Consider the following 17,185-nt stretch of genomic DNA (forward strand, 5'->3'; position numbering starts at 1 on the left):
CGCGCTCATCGCGCGATCGCCAGGTTTCCTGCATAACTGACGTGCTCGCCGCAAGCCGCCACGAAGGCCGCCTTGGTGCCCGACTCGAGCAGCCGCAGCAACTCACGATGCTGGGCGCAGGATGCCGCCATACGGGACGCTCCACTGCGGATGTTCGTGGCGACGATGACCACCTGGCGATCACGCAGGTGTGCGTACTGCCGTGCAATCACCGAGTTGCCGGCCAGATCGACGATGACCGCGTGGAACGCGCGATCGGCCGCCGAGAAGGCCGCGGCGTCACCTGCGCGACGAGCAGCATCCATCGCGTCGAGTTGCTCCCGCAGCCCCGGCACGGCATCGGCACGCCGCGCCCAGACCTGGTTCGCGGCCCACTGCTCGATGAGGGCCCGCGCTTCGAAGACCTCGCGCGTCTCCTGCGCGGTCGCAGGTATGACGAGCGCGCCCTTCTTCGGATAGAGCTCGATCATGCCCTCGGCCTGGAGTCGAAGAAAGGCCTCACGCACCGGCGTGCGCGAGATCCCCACCTCGTCGGCCACCTCGCCCTCGGTGATGAAGGTGGATGTCGCCAATTCGCCGGAGAAGATGGCGTTCTTGACGTGCTCATATGCCGTGTCACTCGCGCTCATGATGCATCTATCTTAGATACAACAGAGACGCATCGACAACACCGAGCTGCGCGGCGCTCCAGCCGCGTCGCCTGGGCCACTACTGTCGACGCATGGACACCTTCGTGCGCGACGGCCTGACCTTCGACGTGACCGACAGCGGTCCGGCCGGCGGCGAGGTCGTGATCCTGCTGCACGGCTTCCCCCAGGACAGGCGCGCGTGGGACAAGGTGACGCCCGAGCTCAATGCGGCCGGCCATCGCACCCTGGCACCGGATCAGCGCGGCTATTCGCCTCGCGCGACGCCGAAGAGCCGCACGGCATACGGGCTCGATCAGCTCGCCCTGGACGTCATCGCCCTTGCCGATGCCGCAGGCGCCGCCCGCGTGCACGTCGTCGGTCACGACTGGGGTGGTGCCGTCGCGTGGCACCTTGCGAGCCGGCACAGCGATCGGGTTGCCTCGGTGACGGTGCTGTCGACGCCACATCCGGCCGCGATGGGTTGGGCATTCACGCACAGCGACCAGTGGCGCAAGAGCGGCTACATGGTGTTCTTCCAACTGCCATGGATCGCCGAGCGATCAGTGCACCGCCGGCTGCCCGGACTGTACGTCAAGACCGGCATGACGGCCGAGGATGCCGCGAAGTATGCCGAGAAGTTCGCCACGCCCGCCTCGCTCAGCGGGGGCCTGGGCTGGTATCGCTCCATGCCGGCCAGCAAGGCGATGCTTTCGTCGATGAAGCGGTCGGCGAAGGCCAAGCGGGCGGCTGCGCCGTCATCTGCCGGCGCAGCCACGGCGGCGCCGCGTAGTCGCAAGGTGCAGGTGCCGACCACCTACGTGTGGGGCAGCCATGACTTTGCGCTTGGCCGTGCCGCAGCAGAGAAAACCGCCGAATTCATCGGCGGGGACTACGAATTCGTCGAGGTGCCGGACGCCGGGCACTGGCTGCCCGAGGTCAATGCCGACCTGGTGAGCGAGGCGATCCTGCAGCGCATCACCTCAGCAGGGGCGACCGACAACTGACGGCTCAGCCGTTGGCCTTGCGGCGGGCCCGCTCGGCACGTTCCTCGTCCTTTGCCTGCAGAATCGGGTAGCGCTGCGGTGGGCGCGGCCCGCGCCGCTGTTCCAGCTTCTTCCCGAGCACGACCATGAGCAGGAAGCAGATGATCATGCCGACGCAGATCAGCAAAAAGCCCATGCCGATGCCCAACGGGTGCCCGTCGGGCTCATCGAGGGCGGTGTGCAGGCTGGCGGCATACAGGGTCACGAGGTCCATTGTGCGCCGCCGCGCCGACAGGCGGCGAGTCGGGACCGCACCATTGACGACCAATGTGATCTACGGCACAGTGGATTGGCATTACTGGCCAGTAGGAATCCTGTGGAAGGCATGCCATGACCCGGAAGAACCCCCTGCTGCAACACTCTCTCGCGGCGATCGGCGCCGTGACCGCACTTGCGACGGCGACCCTGGCGATCGGCGCGCCCGCTCACGCCGCGACCGTCCGCCCCAGCGCCACAGCCCCGTTCAACTACGTCGCGATGGGCGACAGTTACAGCGCCGGTTCCGGCCTGCTGCCGCTGAGCCCGGGTGTCAACCCGCTGTGCCTGCAGTCGACGCTCAACTATGCGCACCTGATCGCCAGTTCGCAGAAGTACAACCTCAAGGACGTCACCTGCGGCGGCGCGGACACCTCGAACTTCACCAGCGCGCAGTACCCGATCGTCACACCGCCTCAGTTGAACGCGCTGTCGTCCAGCACGCAACTGGTCACGATGACCATCGGCGGCAACGACAGCGACGTCTTCCTCGACACGATCCTGGAGTGCGGCTCCGCCGGCATCGCAACTCTCGGCACCGGCGATCCGTGCAAGACGCTCTACGGCTCGAAGTTCGTCGACACCATCAACACCTCGACCTACCCGAACGTCGTCAAGGCGCTGCAGGAGGTCCGGGCAAAGGCTCCCAACGCGCGCATCGCCATCGGCGGCTACCCGCGGATCCTGCCCGCATCGGGCTCCGGATGCTTCCCGCAGATGCCGATCGCCAGCGGCGACCTGGCCTATGTGAACGACATCGAGACCGCTCTCAACAGCGCGATCCAACGCGCGGCCGCCAAGGTCGGCGTGACGTATGTCGACATGACCGGTGTGTCGACCGGCCACGACGCCTGCCAGGCCGTCGGCACCCGCTGGGTCGAACCAGCGCTTTTTGCAACGCAATTCGTGCCGGTGCACCCCAACGCTCTCGGCGAGCAGGCCTATGCGCGGGCGTTCGAAGCCGCACTCGGACTCTGACCCGTTGAGCAGAGCAACCGAAACTCCGGCGGGTCGACAATTCCGTCGAGTCTGGCCCTGCGTGTGACCTGCGCCACTACTGTTGTCGAGGCAACGCGATATCGACGAAGAGGTCTGCGCTCATGACAATCGGTCACGTCCTGGTGGGCTCCGGCCCGATGCACGTCATTGCCCTGCACGGGTGGTTCGGTTCGGCGCAGGGGTGGGGTGAGTTGCCGGAGCGGCTCGACACCGACCGCTGCACGTTCGCCTTCCTGGACTACCGCGGTTATGGCAGTCGCCAGGACGAGACCGGCGATCACAGCATCGCCGAGATCAGCGCCGACGCGATCGCGCTGGCCGACGAACTCGGTTGGGATCGTTACGCATTGGTGGGTCACTCGATGGGCGGGTCGGCGATGATGCGCGTCTTCGCCGACGCGCCCGACCGGGTCACGGCGATGGTCGGCGTCTCACCGGTGCCGCCGACAGGCATTCCGTTCGACGACGACTCGTGGGCGCTGTTCGACGGCGCTGCCGCCAGCGACGACAACCGCGCCGCGATCATCGACTTCACCACCGGCAATGTGCGCCCGCAGGAGTGGGTGCAGCAGATGGTGCGCTTCTCGGTCGACAACTCCCGGCGGGATGCCTTCGGTGCGTACCTGCCCTCGTGGGGCAAGACCGACTTCCACGACGAGGTGCCGCGCGTCGAGGTGCCGTTGCGGATCATCGCCGGAGCGCGCGACCCGGCGCTCGGGCCGCAGACCTGCGAGGCGACCTGGCTGCAGATGTACCCCGGTGCCGTCATGAATGTGATCGACGACGCCGGCCACTATGCGATGTACGAAGCGCCGGACGAGTTCATGACCCACCTGAACGACGCCCTCGGCATACACGACTGACAACGTATGACGCGCCCGCCGACGGCCCTCCTGCACGACCCGGACACCTACACCCGCGGCGTGCCGTTCGACCTGATCGAGCAGTTGCGCGCGAACGGCCCGGTGCACTGGGTCGACGAGCCAGCCTTGCCCGGACTGCCGGAGGGGCCCGGCTACCACCTGGTGATCGATCACTCCCTGGTCAGCGAGGTCGTGAAGGACCCGCAGACGTTCTCTTCGGCGCTCGGCGGTACCCAGATCCGCGATCCGGCGACGCCGCGCGATCTGGACTACGTGCGCCGGATGATGCTCAACATGGACCCGCCGGAACAGACCCGGCTGCGCAAGATGATTGCTGCATCGTTCACGCCGCGTGCGGTGCGGGCTCTGGAGGATCAGATCGCAGGGCATGCGGGCGCGATCGTCGACCGGATGCTGGCCGGCCCGCACGAGTGCGACTTCGCCAAGGATGTCGCCGCGGATCTGCCGCTGCTGACTCTCGCGGACGTGCTCGGGGTGCCTGCGCAGGACCGTGGGCTGATGTTCGACTGGTCGAACCGGGTGATCGGCTTTCTGGATCCGGACTATGCCGGTTCGGCGAGTTTCGATGCGGCAGAAGGGACTTCGATCGCTCAGGCCGCTCTTGCCTTGCGACCCGAAGCCGACGTGGACGGTCACCTGCCCGACCCACGCGGCCGGGACGGTATGCCGGATCTGTATCACTACGCCCATCTGCTGGCCGACGCCAAGCGCGCGGATCCCGGTGACGACGTGATGTCGATCCTGCTGGCGCAGCGCGGCGACGATGGTGGGCAGTTGTCCGTCGAGGAGTTCGAGAACATGTTCTGGTTGTTCGCGGTCGCGGGCAACGAGACGCTGCGCAACGGTCTGCCCGGGGCGATGATCGCGCTGCTGTCACACCCGGACGACATGCAGCGGCTGCGGTCGGACCCGTCGCTGATCCCGATCGCCGTCGACGAACTGCTGCGGTGGTGGACGCCGGTGATGACCTTTCGCCGCACGGCGACCTGCGACATACAACTCGGGGAAACGGCCGTGCGTGCCGGTGACAAGGTCGTCGTGTCGTATGTCGGCGCGAATCGTGACCCGGCCGTCTTCGACCGGCCAGAGGAACTGCGAATCGACCGAAAACCGAACAACCACAGGGTGTTCGGGCACGGCCCGCACGTGTGTGTCGGTGCGCACCTGGCGCGGGTTCAGATGACGCACCTGTTCCGTGAGCTGCTGACCCGGACCACCGACATACAACCCGCCGGTGAGCCTGCTCTGCTGCGGTCGAACTTCCAGCGCGGGGTGAAGCGGCTGCCGATCAGTTGGGCGTGACTACTCAGCCCTGTGATCGCGCGGCTGAGCGCCGCGTCGCCGGCACGCTCAGATCGATGATCACGTCTGCCATTTCGGCGAGCTGATTGTCGTTGGTCGTGATCAGCACGGCGGCACCGTCGTCGGCGGCGTGACGGAGTTGGTCGAGGACGATTTCGCGGTTCTTGGGATCGAGAGCCGATGTGGGCTCATCGGCGAGGATGACGGCGGGGTGGTCGGCCGTGGCGCGAGCGATCGCGACGCGTTGACGCTGTCCGCCGGAGATCTCGTCGATGAGGTGGTTGGCGACAGCGGTGACACCGAAGGTCTCCAGCGCTTCGCCGGTGAGGCGGCGCGCGTCGGCGAAGGCGACACCGCGAGCGATCAGTGGCAACAGGACGTTTTCGGCGACCGTCAGAGATTCACAAAGATCATAGGTTTGAGTGATCACGCCGCAATGGTCGGTGTCGATGCGCACCGTGCCGGCGACCGCGTCGAGTTGGCCGCGACACAGATCGATGAGCGCCGACTTCCCGCTCCCCGCGTGCCCCATCACGATGAGGATCTGCGTGCTGGAGACGCGCAGGTCGAGGTCGGTGAAGATCGGTTGCCCGAGCGTGTCATGCACGGTGACGGCAGTGAGATCGATCATGCTGGCCCCTCGGGTGCGCTTCGCCGGACGATGAAGGTGTGTGGGTCCGGGCCGGCAGTCAACGACACCACGGTGCCTGGCGGGAAGTCCGCGAGGATGTCGTCGGTCAGCGGGACGCTGCCGTCTTCGCGGACGAAGACCTGGGTGTTGCCGCCCTGGGCCTCCATCCGGATGCGCCCGTCGCGGATCGTGACGACCCTTGCCTTGAGCGCGGTGGCCACATCCAGATCATGTGTGACCGCGATGATGGTGGTGCCCAGCTGCTGGTTGGCCCGTGACAGCGCTGCCGTGATTGCGCGGACATCGTCCCTGTTGAGATTGCTGGTCGGCTCGTCGGCGAGCAATACGGATGGACTGGTGGCAATGGTGGCGGCGATCGCCGCCAGTTGCCTGGTTGCCGCGGACACGGCGTGGACAGCTTGATCCCTCAGCTCGGCCGAGATGCCGACGACATCCAGCGCTGCCTCGGCGTCGATCCGGCCGGCCACCCGCTTGGGCCAGCCGAGTTCGATGTTTTGCCGGACCGTCAGATAAGGCAACAGGTTCTTGCGGACGTCCTGCAGCAGGACTGCGAGCCCGGTGCCACGAGCCAGGTCGAGTTCTGTTCCGGTGGCATTGCTCAGGTCGTGGCCGGCGACGCGGACGCGGCCGGCGGTCGGCGGAGTGAGACCAGCGAGCACGCTGAGCAACGTCGATTTGCCGGCACCGGACGGACCGACGAGGACCACGATCTCGCCCTCCCGCACGGCCAGGTTGACGCCGGACAGCGCGGCGACGGAGCGCCCGTCGACGGTGTAGATCTGCACGAGACCTTCGACGCCGACGATCGGGGCCACCGGTTCGGTGATCGGGGCGCTCATTCGGAGACCTTCGCATGAGAGTCGTCGACGCTGCTGGTGAGTCGCCATCCGAAACCGGCCGCAACCACGACGAGCGCGAGCACCAGCAAGACCGCTGCTGCTGAGCCAGGTAGCCAGGAGAAGCCCGTGCGGGTCAACGGCTGAGCAGGCGGGCTCGACCACCACAGCATCGTGGGGCCCGTCAACCAGGCCGCCACGGGAGCAGTGATCGCGCCGATCACGCTGCCCACCAGTGCCAGCAAGGCGAACTCACCGATCGTGGCTCGCCGCAACATCCGGCGGTGCACCCCTCCGGTGGCCAGCGCGCGCAGGTCCCTGCGTCGATCGCCGGCCGATGCGACAGCGATGAGCGCCACACTGGCCAAAGCCGCCAGAACCGACAGCGCCGACACCACGAGGTTCAGTTTGGAGGCCCACGCCGTGGCAGTCGCGTCATACCCGGCGCGGATCTGCCGGGTGGTCATGATGCTGACCTGATCGAAGCCCTCGTTGTTCAACGCTGCGGTGAGCCGGTGCAGGGCAGCGGGATCGTCCGTGGACGAGAACACCTGGAAGGCGAGGTTGTCTGTTCGATCTCCTTGCGCCAGAAGGTATTTCAGATTGACCACGATCGTCTGGGCGCCGGCTCCCGGCACGTACGGCAGCACGGACACCACCTTGAACGGGCCCGACTGATCGTTCATCGTCGGCCCGTCGATCACTTGGCCGACCGACGACGGGGTGGTCCAGGCGGACGCGATCGCGGCCGGTTCATCGGCGGACCCTCCGGCCAGGGCAGCCCACGGCACCTGCTGTGCCAGGCCCGTTCGCGCGCCGATGCGTTGCATGTCCGACGGCACGACACCGAGCACGCTGATGCCGATCGAGGAGTCGGCGGTGATCTCCACCGCCGGGCTGAACTCGCGGTGATGGGGATCGACGGAATCAACCGCCGCAACCAGGCCCGGGCCGGTCGGCGAACCGGAGTCTGCTGCAGCATCGATCACCACCGAAGCACCCAGGTCGGCGGCAGTGCGAGTCGCGCGATTCTGCTCACCGCGCGAGTAGACACTGATGCTCAGCACCATCAGCGCAGCCGTGACGATCAATGTGGTCAATGCCAACGCTGCACCGGCTCGGCGTCCCAGTTGCGCCGCCGCCAGCGCACCGGTCGCCGCCCGAGCCGCCAGAAGACCACGAACAGCCCACGCCGCCACCGGCGCCAGCCCGACCGCCACGACGAGCGCCACGAGTCCCGCCAACAGCACTGGCGTGACCTGCACCAGCGCACCCGTCACACTGTGCGTCGCGGTCAGCACGACCCCGATCACGCAGACCGCCGCGAGCACGGCCAGCGGAGCTGACACCGCGATGCCACGCCGCCGCGGTGGCCTGGCTCGAAGCAACAGGGTGATGCTCGAACGCCCCATGGCCCACCAGCACGCGAGCCAGACGCCCAAGGCCACCAACGCTGCACCGCATCCGGCGATCAGCGCCCACCAATCCCATGCCGGCCCGATGCGCGCAGGAAGCCACCAGACACGGGTCAACTGGTCGACGCCGTATGCCAGCGCCATACCTGTCAATGCACCCAGAACGTATGCCGGAGCGAACTCCGCCGCGCCCAGCCGAAGCACCCCGACGGTGCCATTGCCGCGCATCTTCAAGACAGCAGCTTCGCCGCGGCGGGCATCGGCCAGGAAGCGAACAATCTGGAGCAGCAGGATCAGCAGCACCGTTCCCAGTTGCACGAACAACACCGGAAGGATCTGTCGCACCTGCGTGACGTCCTCATGGGTCTGCGACTGCACCTGGGACAGCGACTCGTAGACCGACACGTTGTGCGACGCAGTCGCCTGCAATCCGGCCGTCGCGGCAGCGAGAGTCTGCGGTGTCAACGCGGTGTATTTCAACGGAAATGTCGCCGACGTCGCCACATTCGCCCACTGGTGCGCTCCGGACGTGGTCAATTGACCGGCGAACGTGGCGCTGTCCGTAAGAAGGGTCGCTGACGCCTCCGTGCCACCCTTCGGGCTCTGCATGTAGCGACCCGGATCGTTACCACCCCAGAAAGCATCGGCCGACGCCGAATACACGCCGACGACCGTCACCGGCAGCGGGGCGTCAAAGGGGCCTGCCCCATATGTCGAGGCAAGAGACACACCGAGATCGACGGTGGACCCCAACCGCAGGTGCTGTAGCGACGCCTGCTGCCACGTGGCCGTCGACATCATCACCTGGTTCGGCCCGTTCGGGCAGCGCCCCTGCACGATCCGCACCTGCCCGCACCCACCCTGGGTGTATTGCACCGACACGTAGACCGACATCGCCGGCCAGTTGGCCAAGACCGTCGACGACTGGGTCGGCGGCCCCGTCACCGCCCGCACCCTCGGATCGAGCCACGAACTCACCGTGGTCGCCGGCTCCAGGCCACCACCTGACGTCGTGAGTTGCACCTCGCTGCCCACAGTTCCTTCAGAACGTGCGTGGAACTGAATCAACGCGTATTCGAACGACCTGCTCAGCAGCGGGACCGCAGCGGCCGAGGCCACCATCAAGCACACAGTCAACCCCAGCAGAACCCCCTGCAACCATCGCGACCGACGGGCAATCCCCGATAACAGCACCAATCTCCCCCACATCCGGATGGCAGCCACGCGGCCGATGAAGCAGCCCGTGCGTCGCGAGTGCAGGCGCCCGGCGCCGGCTTCGTCAGCGGGGCACCGTCGAACGACGTGTATGTCGCAACCGTCCGCATGCTAGCCCCGCGTAACGCTGAAGGGCTGTGAATTGAGGCGCTGGTTCACCCCGCTCATGGTCTTGCGTCGCAGGAAATCACTGCAGGTCAGCTGTGCGGGTGCAGCCGTCACCCCGCACCAGGCGGCTCACGACGCATCGTCACCCATTGGACGTCGGTGAACGAGTCGAGATTGGCCTGCGCACCGCCATGCCTCGACCCCGTGCCAGAGTCACCGACACCACCGAACGGGATGGTGGCTTCGTCATTCACGGTCTGGTCGTTGATGTGAACGATCCCGGACGGAATTCGATCAGCGAGTTCCAGCCCCTTCAGCACATCGGCGGTCAGGATGCCCAGCGACAACCCGTACGTCGTGCTCGATGCCAGAGCGGCCGCTTCGTCGAGGGTGCGGAAGGTCGTGACAGGAGCGACGGGTCCGAAAATCTCCTCGCGGAACACCGGATGATCCGCGGTGACGTCCGTCAGCACGGTCGGTCGGTAGAACAAGTCGTCGTAGCGACCACCGGCTACGACGGAGGCGCCCTGATCCGCAGACGAGGTGACAAGGTCGTGGATGCGGTCGCGTTGCCGCTCGTCGATGATCGGCCCGAGGTCGACCTCCCCGGCGACCGGATTTCCCACCGTCATCGAGTCGGCACGCTCCGCCAACAATCGGGTGTAGTCGGCGGCGATCGACTCGTGGACCAAGTGGCGGCTGGTCGCCATACAGATCTGACCCTGATGGAAGAACGAGCCCTGCGCACCGGCCGCCGCCGCACGTTCAAGGTTCGCGTCGTCGAGCACGACCAGCGCACTGTTGCCGCCGAGCTCGAGGTGCACACGCTTGAGGGAATCCGCCGCCAGGGCGGCGACCCGACGACCCGCAGCAGTGGAACCGGTGAAAGCGATGACTGGAACCCGCGGATCGGTGACGATCGCCTCGCCGACATCGACTCCACCGGGCAGCACTGACAACAGCCCGGGCGGCAGTCCGGCTTCCTCGAACACCCGCGCCAACGCGATTCCGCCGCTGACCGCTGTCCGGGTGTCGGGCTTGAGCACCACCGCGTTGCCCAGAGCAAGGGCGGGCGCAACGGCTCGGATCGACAGGATCAACGGAGCGTTGAACGGCGCAATGACTCCCACGACCCCGACGGGTCGGCGCCTGGCCATGCTCAACCGCGGCTGGTTCGAGCGCAGCAGCTCACCGTAGGGAGCCGATGCGAGGGCCGCGGCTTCGTAACACTCTTGCGCTGCTGTGCCCAGCTCGAAGAACGCCTTGCCGGTCACTGATCCGGTCTCTGATTTGAGCCAGTGGGCCAACTCGTCCTGATGCTGCTCCCACAGCCGTCCGGCTGCGCGAAGGACTGCCGCGCGCTCGTCATACGGTCTGGCGGCCCACTCCGGCTGCCGATCGGCAGCAACCTCCGTGGCCGCCGAGACATCGGAAGGGCTTGCTATGCCTATGGTTTCGAGCACGTCTCCGGTCGCGGGGGCCACGACGGGTGAGGTTCCTCCGGAGCCGGTCCTCCACTCGCCGGTGAAGATGTTGCCCGGCCACGCTGCCGAATCAAGAATCATCTGAACTCCCTATGAGCTGGAAGCCGTGACAACGGAAGCACGGCATCGACGGCACCTCGGCACTGACGATGCCACGACCAGCATGACTGACGACCTGACTGACGACCTGACTGACAGAACGAAAATGGCGCGGACTCTCATTGCTGAGAATCCGCGCCATCACGTGGAGCCGCCTGTCGGAATCGAACCGACGACCTATTCATTACGAGTGAATCGCTCTAGCCGACTGAGCTAAGGCGGCCTGGCCTGTGTCGCAACCGGTGCACCGTTGGGCCGCGATGAGTATACGCAGCGACCTGCGGCCGCGCCGAATCGAGGGCGCAACGGGCCCACGAGACGTGTGGCGACGCGACGCCCGCTGCGGCATACAGCTCAGCAGGTCTTTCCTGCAGGGGGCACAACTCCGTTCAGGATGTAGTCGTCGACCACACCGTCCACGCAGCTCGAACCCTCCATGTATGCCGTGTGCCCGTCGCCGTCGTAGGTGAGCAGGTGACCATTCTGCAGTTCCTTCGACAGCTGCACCGACCACTGGTATGGCGTTGCCGGGTCGCGCGTCGTGCCCACGACCAGGATCGGCCCCGAGCCTGCCGCCGTGATCTTCTCCGGATGACCGGTGGCCTTGATCGGCCATTCGCCGCAGGACAGCGACCCCCACGCGAGCATCGGGCCCCACGTCGGCGCGGTCTTGGCGAACTGCTGGGCATCCTGCACGTAGGTCTGCACGTTCGAACTCGCGCTGCGGTCAAGGCAATTCACCGCATTGATGACCTGCATGATGTTGTCGCTGTAGGTGCCATTGGAGTTGCGGCTGGCGTAGTCGTCGGCCAGCGCCATCATCGCGTTGCCGCTGCCGGCGAACGCCTGCTGGAAGGCCTGGGTGAGCACGGGCCACGACTGCTTGGAGTACATCGCGTCGGCGACGCCGATCGATGCCCACCCCTCGGTCAGCTTCGTGACGTCCCCCTGGCCGGTCACCGGCAGCGGGTTGGTGTCGGAGTCCTTCAGGAACTGCCGGATGCGAGCCATCCCGGCGTCCAGGCTGCTGCCGAGCGGGCAATTGCCCTGAGCGACGCAGTTGCGCACGTACGACTGGGTCGCCTGCTCGAATCCCTGCGCCTGCCCGAGGTTCTCCTGCGTCGTGGTGATGTCCGGCGGCACGACGCCGTCGAGCACGAACCGTCCGACACGCTGCGGGAACATCCCGGCGTACGTCGAGCCGATGAAGGTGCCATAGGACTTGCCGAGGTAGTTCAGTTTCGTCTCGCCCAGCGCCGCGCGCAGGATGTCCATGTCCTTGGCGACGTCGACCGTCGACACGTGCGCGAGCAACGGACCGGCGTTCTTCTCACACGCCAGCCCGAAGTTGCGATTCGTCGTCACCGCCGCCTGCTCTTCGGCGGGAGTGTCCGGCGTCGGGTCGGCGCCGATGTAGGCGTCCAGCGCCGAATCGTCCAGGCAGGTGATGGGGGCCGACCGGCCGACGCCGCGCGGGTCGAAGCCGACGATGTCGTATGACGACAGCACCGCCGAGCTGACGATCTGCGTCGCCGCAGCTGCATAGTCGTAACCCGACCCTCCGGGCCCGCCGGGGTTGACCACCAGCGAGCCGACCCGCTTGCCCGTCGCAGGGACGCGGTCGATCGCCAACTGGATCGTCGCCCCGCTCGGGTCGCTGTAGTCGACCGGCACGGTGAGCTTGGCACACTGCACGTCGCCGCAGTTCTTCCAGTCGATGTGCTGGTCGTAGAACTTCGCGAGCGCAGCCGGAGTCCCCGCGACGGCCGAGGCGGACGCCGACGGCGCGACCGATGTCGCCGACGAGGATGAACTGCTGCTGCACCCCGAAACCGCAATCCCGAGCGCCACCGCTGCCGCCAGCACACCTGCTGTCCGTGTCTTCACGCACGGCAGGTTATGCCATCAAACTTCGGGGACTCGGCTGCTCAGAGCACCTGCTGCGCCGCCGGTCGCAACCCGATCGCCATCGCCTCAAGCGCCAGCAGCGGCGGCACGTTGGCGGCGATGCGCTCTCGGGCGGTGCCGACGGTGTCCATCGCCGACAACAACTCCTCGCTGGTGCGCACTGCTGCGAACCGGGCGATGTCGTCACGCAGGTCCATGTTGACCAGATCGACGGTCTCCCCCGAACGTATGACGAGCGCGTCGCGATAGAACGACATCAGATCGATCAGCGATCGGTCGATAACGTCGCGACCGAATCGTGTCGCGCGCGTCTTTTGCTCCTTCTCCAGCGCGGAGATTGCCGATCGCACGTGCGGCGGCTGGGTGCGCGATGCCGGATCAGCGCCCAATTGCGCCATCAGCCGGTCCTTTTCGGCGGCATCGCGTTGCGCGCTGCTGGCGGACGACTCGTCGGCGGCGAGCGAGGCGAGGTCGGCTGCGGCCGTCATCGCGTCGCCGAGGCTGCGGATGCTCATGCCGAGCAGCACCGTGGACCGGCGTCGGTCGCGCGCGCCCTGGTCGGTGGCCAGCCGTCGCGCCAGACCGACGTGCGACTGTGCCGCACGGGCGGCGTGGGTCGCCACAGCTGCGTCGATGCCGTCGCGGCGGACGAGGAGTTCGGCGACAGCTTCCGGCGACGGGGTGCGAAGCCGCACGTGCCTCGACCGGGAGCGGATCGTGATGATGACGTCTTCGACCGACGGCGCGCACAACAACCACACGGTGCGCGGGACTGGCTCCTCGAGGGCCTTCAGCAATGCATCGGCGGCGCGCTCGGTGAGGCGGTCGGCATCCTCGATGATGATCACCCGCCACGGGCCGACCGCCGGGCGGTGCTGGGCGAGTTCTGCCAGCTCGCGCGCATCCTTGACCTGGATCGACAATCCTTCGGTCGCCATCACGGTCACGTCGGCGTGGCTGCCGTCCAGCACGGTGCGGCACTCATGGCACTGGCCGCATCCGTGATCGGCACACTCGAGGGCGGCGGCGAAGGCCCGCGCTGCGATCGACCGGCCGGATCCGGGCGGCCCGGTGAGCAGCCAACCGTGCGTCATACGTGCGGGGTCTTCGACTGCCGCCGACAGCGTCGCAACGGCATCAGGCTGGCCCACGACATCGCGCCAGACGCTCACAGCAACGCGTCCACTCGCTCGGCGACAGCGATGGCGATCTGCTCGGCGGGCAGGGCGGCGTCGAGCACGAGATACCGCTGCGGCTCGGCGGCGGCGAGCGCGAGGAAGTGCTCACGCACCCGCGAGTGGAAATCGTCGGCCTCCTGCTCGAGCCGGTCGTGGGTTCCACCGCGCCTGTCCCGGCCGACCTGCGGAGAGACGTCGAGCAGGATCGTCAACGCCGGCAGCAGGCCCTCGGTGGCCCACATCGAAAGCCCGCGCACATCAACGGGATCCAGCTCGCGCCCGGCTCCCTGATAGGCGACGGAGGAGTCCAGATAGCGGTCCTGCAGCACCACCGCACCCCTCGCGAGCGCCGGTCGCACGACGGTGGCAACGTGGTGCGCACGATCGGCAGCGAACAGCAGCGCCTCGGCGCGCGGAGCGACGTGATCGCCGTGCAGCAGCACCTCGCGGATCTGCACCCCGAGCGGAGTGCCGCCCGGCTCGCGGGTCACGAGCACCTCGCGGCCCGCGTCACTCAGGCGTTGCTGCAGCAGCCGGATCTGTGTCGACTTGCCCGCGCCGTCGCCGCCTTCGAACGCAATGAACACGTGAGCGAGCCTAGGCGATGCGTCGGACAGTGCCGTCTCCGCTCAGGAGCCGGCGCGCGCGAAGACCCCGACTGCGTCATACGCGATCCAGGAGCCGTGGTCCTTCACCAGATCGATGATGTTCTCGCCGACTCGCAGCAACCGCCGGTCGATCTCCCGCTCGATGTATGCCGGCCCGCCACCCGGCTCGGGCCCGCTCGCCCGGGTCGTTGCGGGCAAGGAAACCGTCGACGATGCGGACGCTTCGTCGAAGAACAACGACTCCCCCGGGCATCCGTTGACCAGCACGGATGCCGAGCCTGCCCGCGTCGCGTGCCGGTCGGTCAGCCAGAGCGCGAGGTCCAGATCCTGCTCAGGAGCACGATCCAGATCGAAGCGCAGCCGGAACCGGTGGCCACGGCGTCCTGCCCAGGCGTCGTCAGGCCCGGGCTGCAGGTAGCTCCAGGTCACCTCAGGACGATCGAAGCCGAAGCGGAAGTCGACGTCGCGCGGGAAGGTCGACTGGTAATGCACGAAACCCGTTGGTGCCAAGGCAAGTTCGAGACCGCTGCCGTCGAAGGAACCGACGACCGCGACGGGCCGGCCCGAGAGGACCACCGAGGTGCGGGAGGTCGCGGTGATCGGCCCGAGTGGTGGGTGAAGCGACGCCGGCGCAGGCACCACCCGGTAGGACCAGCGCTGAGCCGCCGGGCCGAGCCCCTCGTGGGCGAACCGTGGCTCGCTGACCGTGGCCAGAAGGGTCTCGCGAGTGGGCGTCCACGAGCGTGCGGCGTCATCGGTCGCGATGCCGTGCACGTCCCAGTCGCCGGCATCGTCGGTGGGCACGCGCCATACCAGTCGGATCCGGCCGACGTCACCGACGGTGCGCAGCACAGGTCCCGTTGACCCGACGTCGGTCGTCGGAAGGTGGGCAGCGAACGCCATCGCGGTGACCCCTTGCGCGGACGGTTGTGGTCGACCATCGACCTGGGGCTGATGGTGTCCGAGATGCGCGACCGTGCGGCGACGACGACATGGCCGCGAGGTGACCGGTCACCGACGATCCGTGGGCGGCGTGAGGTGGAGTCTGCACCAAGCGCAGGTATGCCGCCGTATTCTCGGGGCCATGTCGTCCTCCGCCGAACTGCTGCCCCAGACAACCCGCCACCTGTCCCGCCTGACCCGGTTGGCCCAGAACGAGAGCAAGGTCCCCGGCCTCGTCGCGGGAGTGGCCAGGCACGGCACCGTCCTGTGGTCGGAGGGCGTGGGTCGCGCCGACCTGACCGACGACAGCGTGCCGTTGGGGGCCGACACCCAGTGGCCGGTCGCATCGAACACCAAGACCTTCGTCGCGTCGATGATCATGCAGTTGCGTGACGAGGGCAGGCTGAGGCTGGACGACACCGTCGACACGCACATCCCGGAGTCGACGCACGGCAATGTGACTGTGCGGCAACTACTTTCGCACACCACTGGCATGCAACGTGAGCCCATCGGTGACGTCTGGGACGTGCTGAAGTTCCCCGATCGTGCCGCGCTGATCACCGGGTGGAATGACGCCGAGCGGATTATGCGACCGCATTACCGCTGGCACTACAGCAACCTCTGTTACGCGATGTTGGGCGAGATCATCGCGCGCCTCGACGGGCGCGAGTGGACGCAGTCGCTACAGCACCGGCTGCTGGATCCGCTCGAGTTGCGCCGCACCACGATCGGTCTGGTCGAGCCGCACTCGCGGCAGTATTACGTCTCACCGGTCACGGACGTGCCGGTCGATGAACCTGCACTGACCTTCGACGCGATGAGTGCCGCGGGGGCGATCTGCAGCACGCTGTCGGACATGGTGCGCTGGCACGGTTTCCTGCTCGACCCCGATTCGTCTGTCCTGTCGCCCGACACGGTGGAGGAGATGCGTCAGCCGCTGGTCACCGTCGACGCCGGTTGGAACGAGAGCTGGGGCCTCGGCCTGGAGTTGGTCCGCTCGGGTGGGCGCGTGTGGTTCGGGCACACCGGCGGCCTTCCGGGCGCGATCACCGGGTTTTTCTCCGAGGCCGAATCCGGAACAACCGCAGCGGTTTTGATGAACAACAGCTCAGCGAAAGACCCGGCCGGCACAGCCATCAAGCTCGGAACCCATGTCATCGAGCACGACCCGGAAGAGGTCGATGCGTGGACGCCGGGCACGGTCGCACCTGCCGAACTGCTGCCGCTGCTGGGCCAGTGGTATTCCGAGGGCGTCGCGTTCACCTTCGCCATTGCCGACGGTCGCCTCACGGCGCGCATCGACCGCGCTCCCGCGAGCACCCCGCCGTCGGTCTTCGAGCGCATCGAGGACGACTGCTACCGCACCATCAGCGGCGGTGAGCGTGGCGAGCGGCTCGTCATACGTCGGCGGGAGGACGGCTCGGTGCGCCAATTGAACTGGGCGACCTACCGATTCACCCGCCAGCCGCTCGGTTTCGCCGAACCGACACCCTGAACCCGCGCCACGGACGGGTCGGTGTCGGACCGCCCGACGTCACGGGTCGATAACTATCGCCCCGATGACCGCGGCGCGCTCCGCCGACTCTCGCCGACGCCGCCTTGGATGCATCCATGAACACGCGAGGGCG

At 67.2% G+C, this 17,185-nt stretch carries 15 protein-coding genes and 1 tRNA gene; 5 read left to right on the plus strand and 11 right to left on the minus strand.

Annotation, left to right across the window (positions count from 1 at the left end; all coding sequences use genetic code 11):
* Positions 1-5: 5 nt before the first annotated feature.
* Positions 6-629: a GntR family transcriptional regulator gene (locus BKA23_RS11365; protein ID WP_145228702.1), complete on the minus strand. Its 624-nt coding sequence runs from the start codon at positions 627-629 to the stop codon at positions 6-8.
* A 92-nt stretch (positions 630-721) separates the two neighbouring features.
* Between BKA23_RS11365 and BKA23_RS11370 the strand changes: the two genes are divergently transcribed.
* Positions 722-1,633 (plus strand): alpha/beta fold hydrolase, encoded by a 912-nt coding sequence (locus tag BKA23_RS11370; RefSeq protein ID WP_145228703.1) that lies wholly within the window; start codon positions 722-724, stop codon positions 1,631-1,633.
* Positions 1,634-1,637: 4 nt separating this feature from the next.
* Here the strand turns inward: BKA23_RS11370 and BKA23_RS11375 are convergent, their stop codons facing one another.
* Complete coding sequence (locus tag BKA23_RS11375) at positions 1,638-1,877, minus strand: hypothetical protein (RefSeq protein WP_145228704.1); 240 nt, start codon at positions 1,875-1,877, stop codon at positions 1,638-1,640.
* 125 nt (positions 1,878-2,002) lie between these two features.
* Between BKA23_RS11375 and BKA23_RS11380 the strand changes: the two genes are divergently transcribed.
* The 3 genes from BKA23_RS11380 to BKA23_RS11390 all read left to right on the plus strand — a co-directional run bounded on the left by BKA23_RS11380 (position 2,003) and on the right by BKA23_RS11390 (position 5,112).
* Positions 2,003-2,905 carry an SGNH/GDSL hydrolase family protein gene (locus BKA23_RS11380; RefSeq protein ID WP_145228705.1) on the plus strand — a complete coding sequence of 301 codons (903 nt, stop codon included), beginning with the start codon at positions 2,003-2,005 and terminating at the stop codon, positions 2,903-2,905.
* 122 nt (positions 2,906-3,027) lie between these two features.
* Positions 3,028-3,789, plus strand: a complete 762-nt coding sequence (locus BKA23_RS11385; RefSeq protein WP_145228706.1) for an alpha/beta fold hydrolase — start codon at positions 3,028-3,030, stop codon at positions 3,787-3,789.
* A 6-nt stretch (positions 3,790-3,795) separates the two neighbouring features.
* Positions 3,796-5,112, plus strand: coding sequence for a cytochrome P450 (locus BKA23_RS11390; protein ID WP_145228707.1), 1,317 nt, complete (start codon positions 3,796-3,798; stop codon positions 5,110-5,112).
* A 4-nt stretch (positions 5,113-5,116) separates the two neighbouring features.
* Here BKA23_RS11390 and BKA23_RS11395 read toward each other — a convergent pair whose 3' ends face one another.
* From BKA23_RS11395 to BKA23_RS11435, 9 genes are all read right to left on the minus strand, one after another.
* Positions 5,117-5,743 carry an ABC transporter ATP-binding protein gene (locus tag BKA23_RS11395; RefSeq protein ID WP_145228708.1) on the minus strand — a complete coding sequence of 209 codons (627 nt, stop codon included), beginning with the start codon at positions 5,741-5,743 and terminating at the stop codon, positions 5,117-5,119.
* Positions 5,740-6,603, minus strand: coding sequence for an ABC transporter ATP-binding protein (locus BKA23_RS11400; protein ID WP_170226490.1), 864 nt, complete (start codon positions 6,601-6,603; stop codon positions 5,740-5,742). Before BKA23_RS11400 ends, BKA23_RS11395 begins: the two co-directional genes overlap by 4 nt.
* Positions 6,600-9,050 carry an FtsX-like permease family protein gene (locus BKA23_RS11405; protein WP_170226491.1) on the minus strand — a complete coding sequence of 817 codons (2,451 nt, stop codon included), beginning with the start codon at positions 9,048-9,050 and terminating at the stop codon, positions 6,600-6,602. The genes BKA23_RS11400 and BKA23_RS11405 overlap by 4 nt, the downstream gene beginning before the upstream one ends.
* A 398-nt stretch (positions 9,051-9,448) precedes the next feature.
* On the minus strand, positions 9,449-10,903 hold the full coding sequence (locus BKA23_RS11410; protein WP_145228711.1) for a benzaldehyde dehydrogenase: 1,455 nt from the start codon (positions 10,901-10,903) through the stop codon (positions 9,449-9,451).
* 164 nt (positions 10,904-11,067) lie between these two features.
* Positions 11,068-11,144: transfer RNA gene (locus BKA23_RS11415), tRNA-Thr, on the minus strand.
* Positions 11,145-11,275: 131 nt separating this feature from the next.
* Positions 11,276-12,808, minus strand: a complete 1,533-nt coding sequence (locus tag BKA23_RS11420) for an alpha/beta hydrolase (protein WP_246104624.1) — start codon at positions 12,806-12,808, stop codon at positions 11,276-11,278.
* Between the two features lie 41 nt (positions 12,809-12,849).
* Entirely contained in the window at positions 12,850-14,001 is a 1,152-nt protein-coding gene (locus BKA23_RS11425; RefSeq protein ID WP_145228713.1) for a DNA polymerase III subunit delta', read from the minus strand.
* Positions 13,998-14,594, minus strand: coding sequence for a dTMP kinase (tmk, locus tag BKA23_RS11430; protein WP_342783612.1), 597 nt, complete (start codon positions 14,592-14,594; stop codon positions 13,998-14,000). The genes BKA23_RS11425 and tmk overlap by 4 nt, the downstream gene beginning before the upstream one ends.
* A gap of 42 nt (positions 14,595-14,636) precedes the next feature.
* On the minus strand, positions 14,637-15,518 hold the full coding sequence (locus BKA23_RS11435; RefSeq protein WP_145228715.1) for a polysaccharide lyase family protein: 882 nt from the start codon (positions 15,516-15,518) through the stop codon (positions 14,637-14,639).
* Positions 15,519-15,699: 181 nt separating this feature from the next.
* Here BKA23_RS11435 and BKA23_RS11440 point away from each other — a divergent pair, with 181 nt between their 5' ends.
* Complete coding sequence (locus BKA23_RS11440) at positions 15,700-17,052, plus strand: serine hydrolase domain-containing protein (protein WP_145228716.1); 1,353 nt, start codon at positions 15,700-15,702, stop codon at positions 17,050-17,052.
* Positions 17,053-17,185: the final 133 nt, after the last annotated feature.

The organism is Rudaeicoccus suwonensis (assembly GCF_007829035.1).
In the GTDB taxonomy this organism is placed as follows: domain Bacteria; phylum Actinomycetota; class Actinomycetes; order Actinomycetales; family Dermatophilaceae; genus Rudaeicoccus; species Rudaeicoccus suwonensis.

Excerpts from the sequence above, each read along its gene's own strand:
- BKA23_RS11365 (WP_145228702.1), bottom strand. The coding sequence starts at position 629 with ATGAGCGCGAGTGACACGGCATATGAGCACGTCAAGAACGCCATCTTC.
- BKA23_RS11370 (WP_145228703.1), top strand. The coding sequence starts at position 722 with ATGGACACCTTCGTGCGCGACGGCCTGACCTTCGACGTGACCGACAGC.
- BKA23_RS11380 (WP_145228705.1), top strand. The coding sequence starts at position 2,003 with ATGACCCGGAAGAACCCCCTGCTGCAACACTCTCTCGCGGCGATCGGC.
- BKA23_RS11385 (WP_145228706.1), top strand. The coding sequence starts at position 3,028 with ATGACAATCGGTCACGTCCTGGTGGGCTCCGGCCCGATGCACGTCATT.
- BKA23_RS11390 (WP_145228707.1), top strand. The coding sequence starts at position 3,796 with ATGACGCGCCCGCCGACGGCCCTCCTGCACGACCCGGACACCTACACC.
- BKA23_RS11395 (WP_145228708.1), bottom strand. The coding sequence starts at position 5,743 with ATGATCGATCTCACTGCCGTCACCGTGCATGACACGCTCGGGCAACCG.
- BKA23_RS11400 (WP_170226490.1), bottom strand. The coding sequence starts at position 6,603 with ATGAGCGCCCCGATCACCGAACCGGTGGCCCCGATCGTCGGCGTCGAA.
- BKA23_RS11410 (WP_145228711.1), bottom strand. The coding sequence starts at position 10,903 with ATGATTCTTGATTCGGCAGCGTGGCCGGGCAACATCTTCACCGGCGAG.
- BKA23_RS11435 (WP_145228715.1), bottom strand. The coding sequence starts at position 15,518 with ATGGCGTTCGCTGCCCACCTTCCGACGACCGACGTCGGGTCAACGGGA.
- BKA23_RS11440 (WP_145228716.1), top strand. The coding sequence starts at position 15,700 with ATGTCGTCCTCCGCCGAACTGCTGCCCCAGACAACCCGCCACCTGTCC.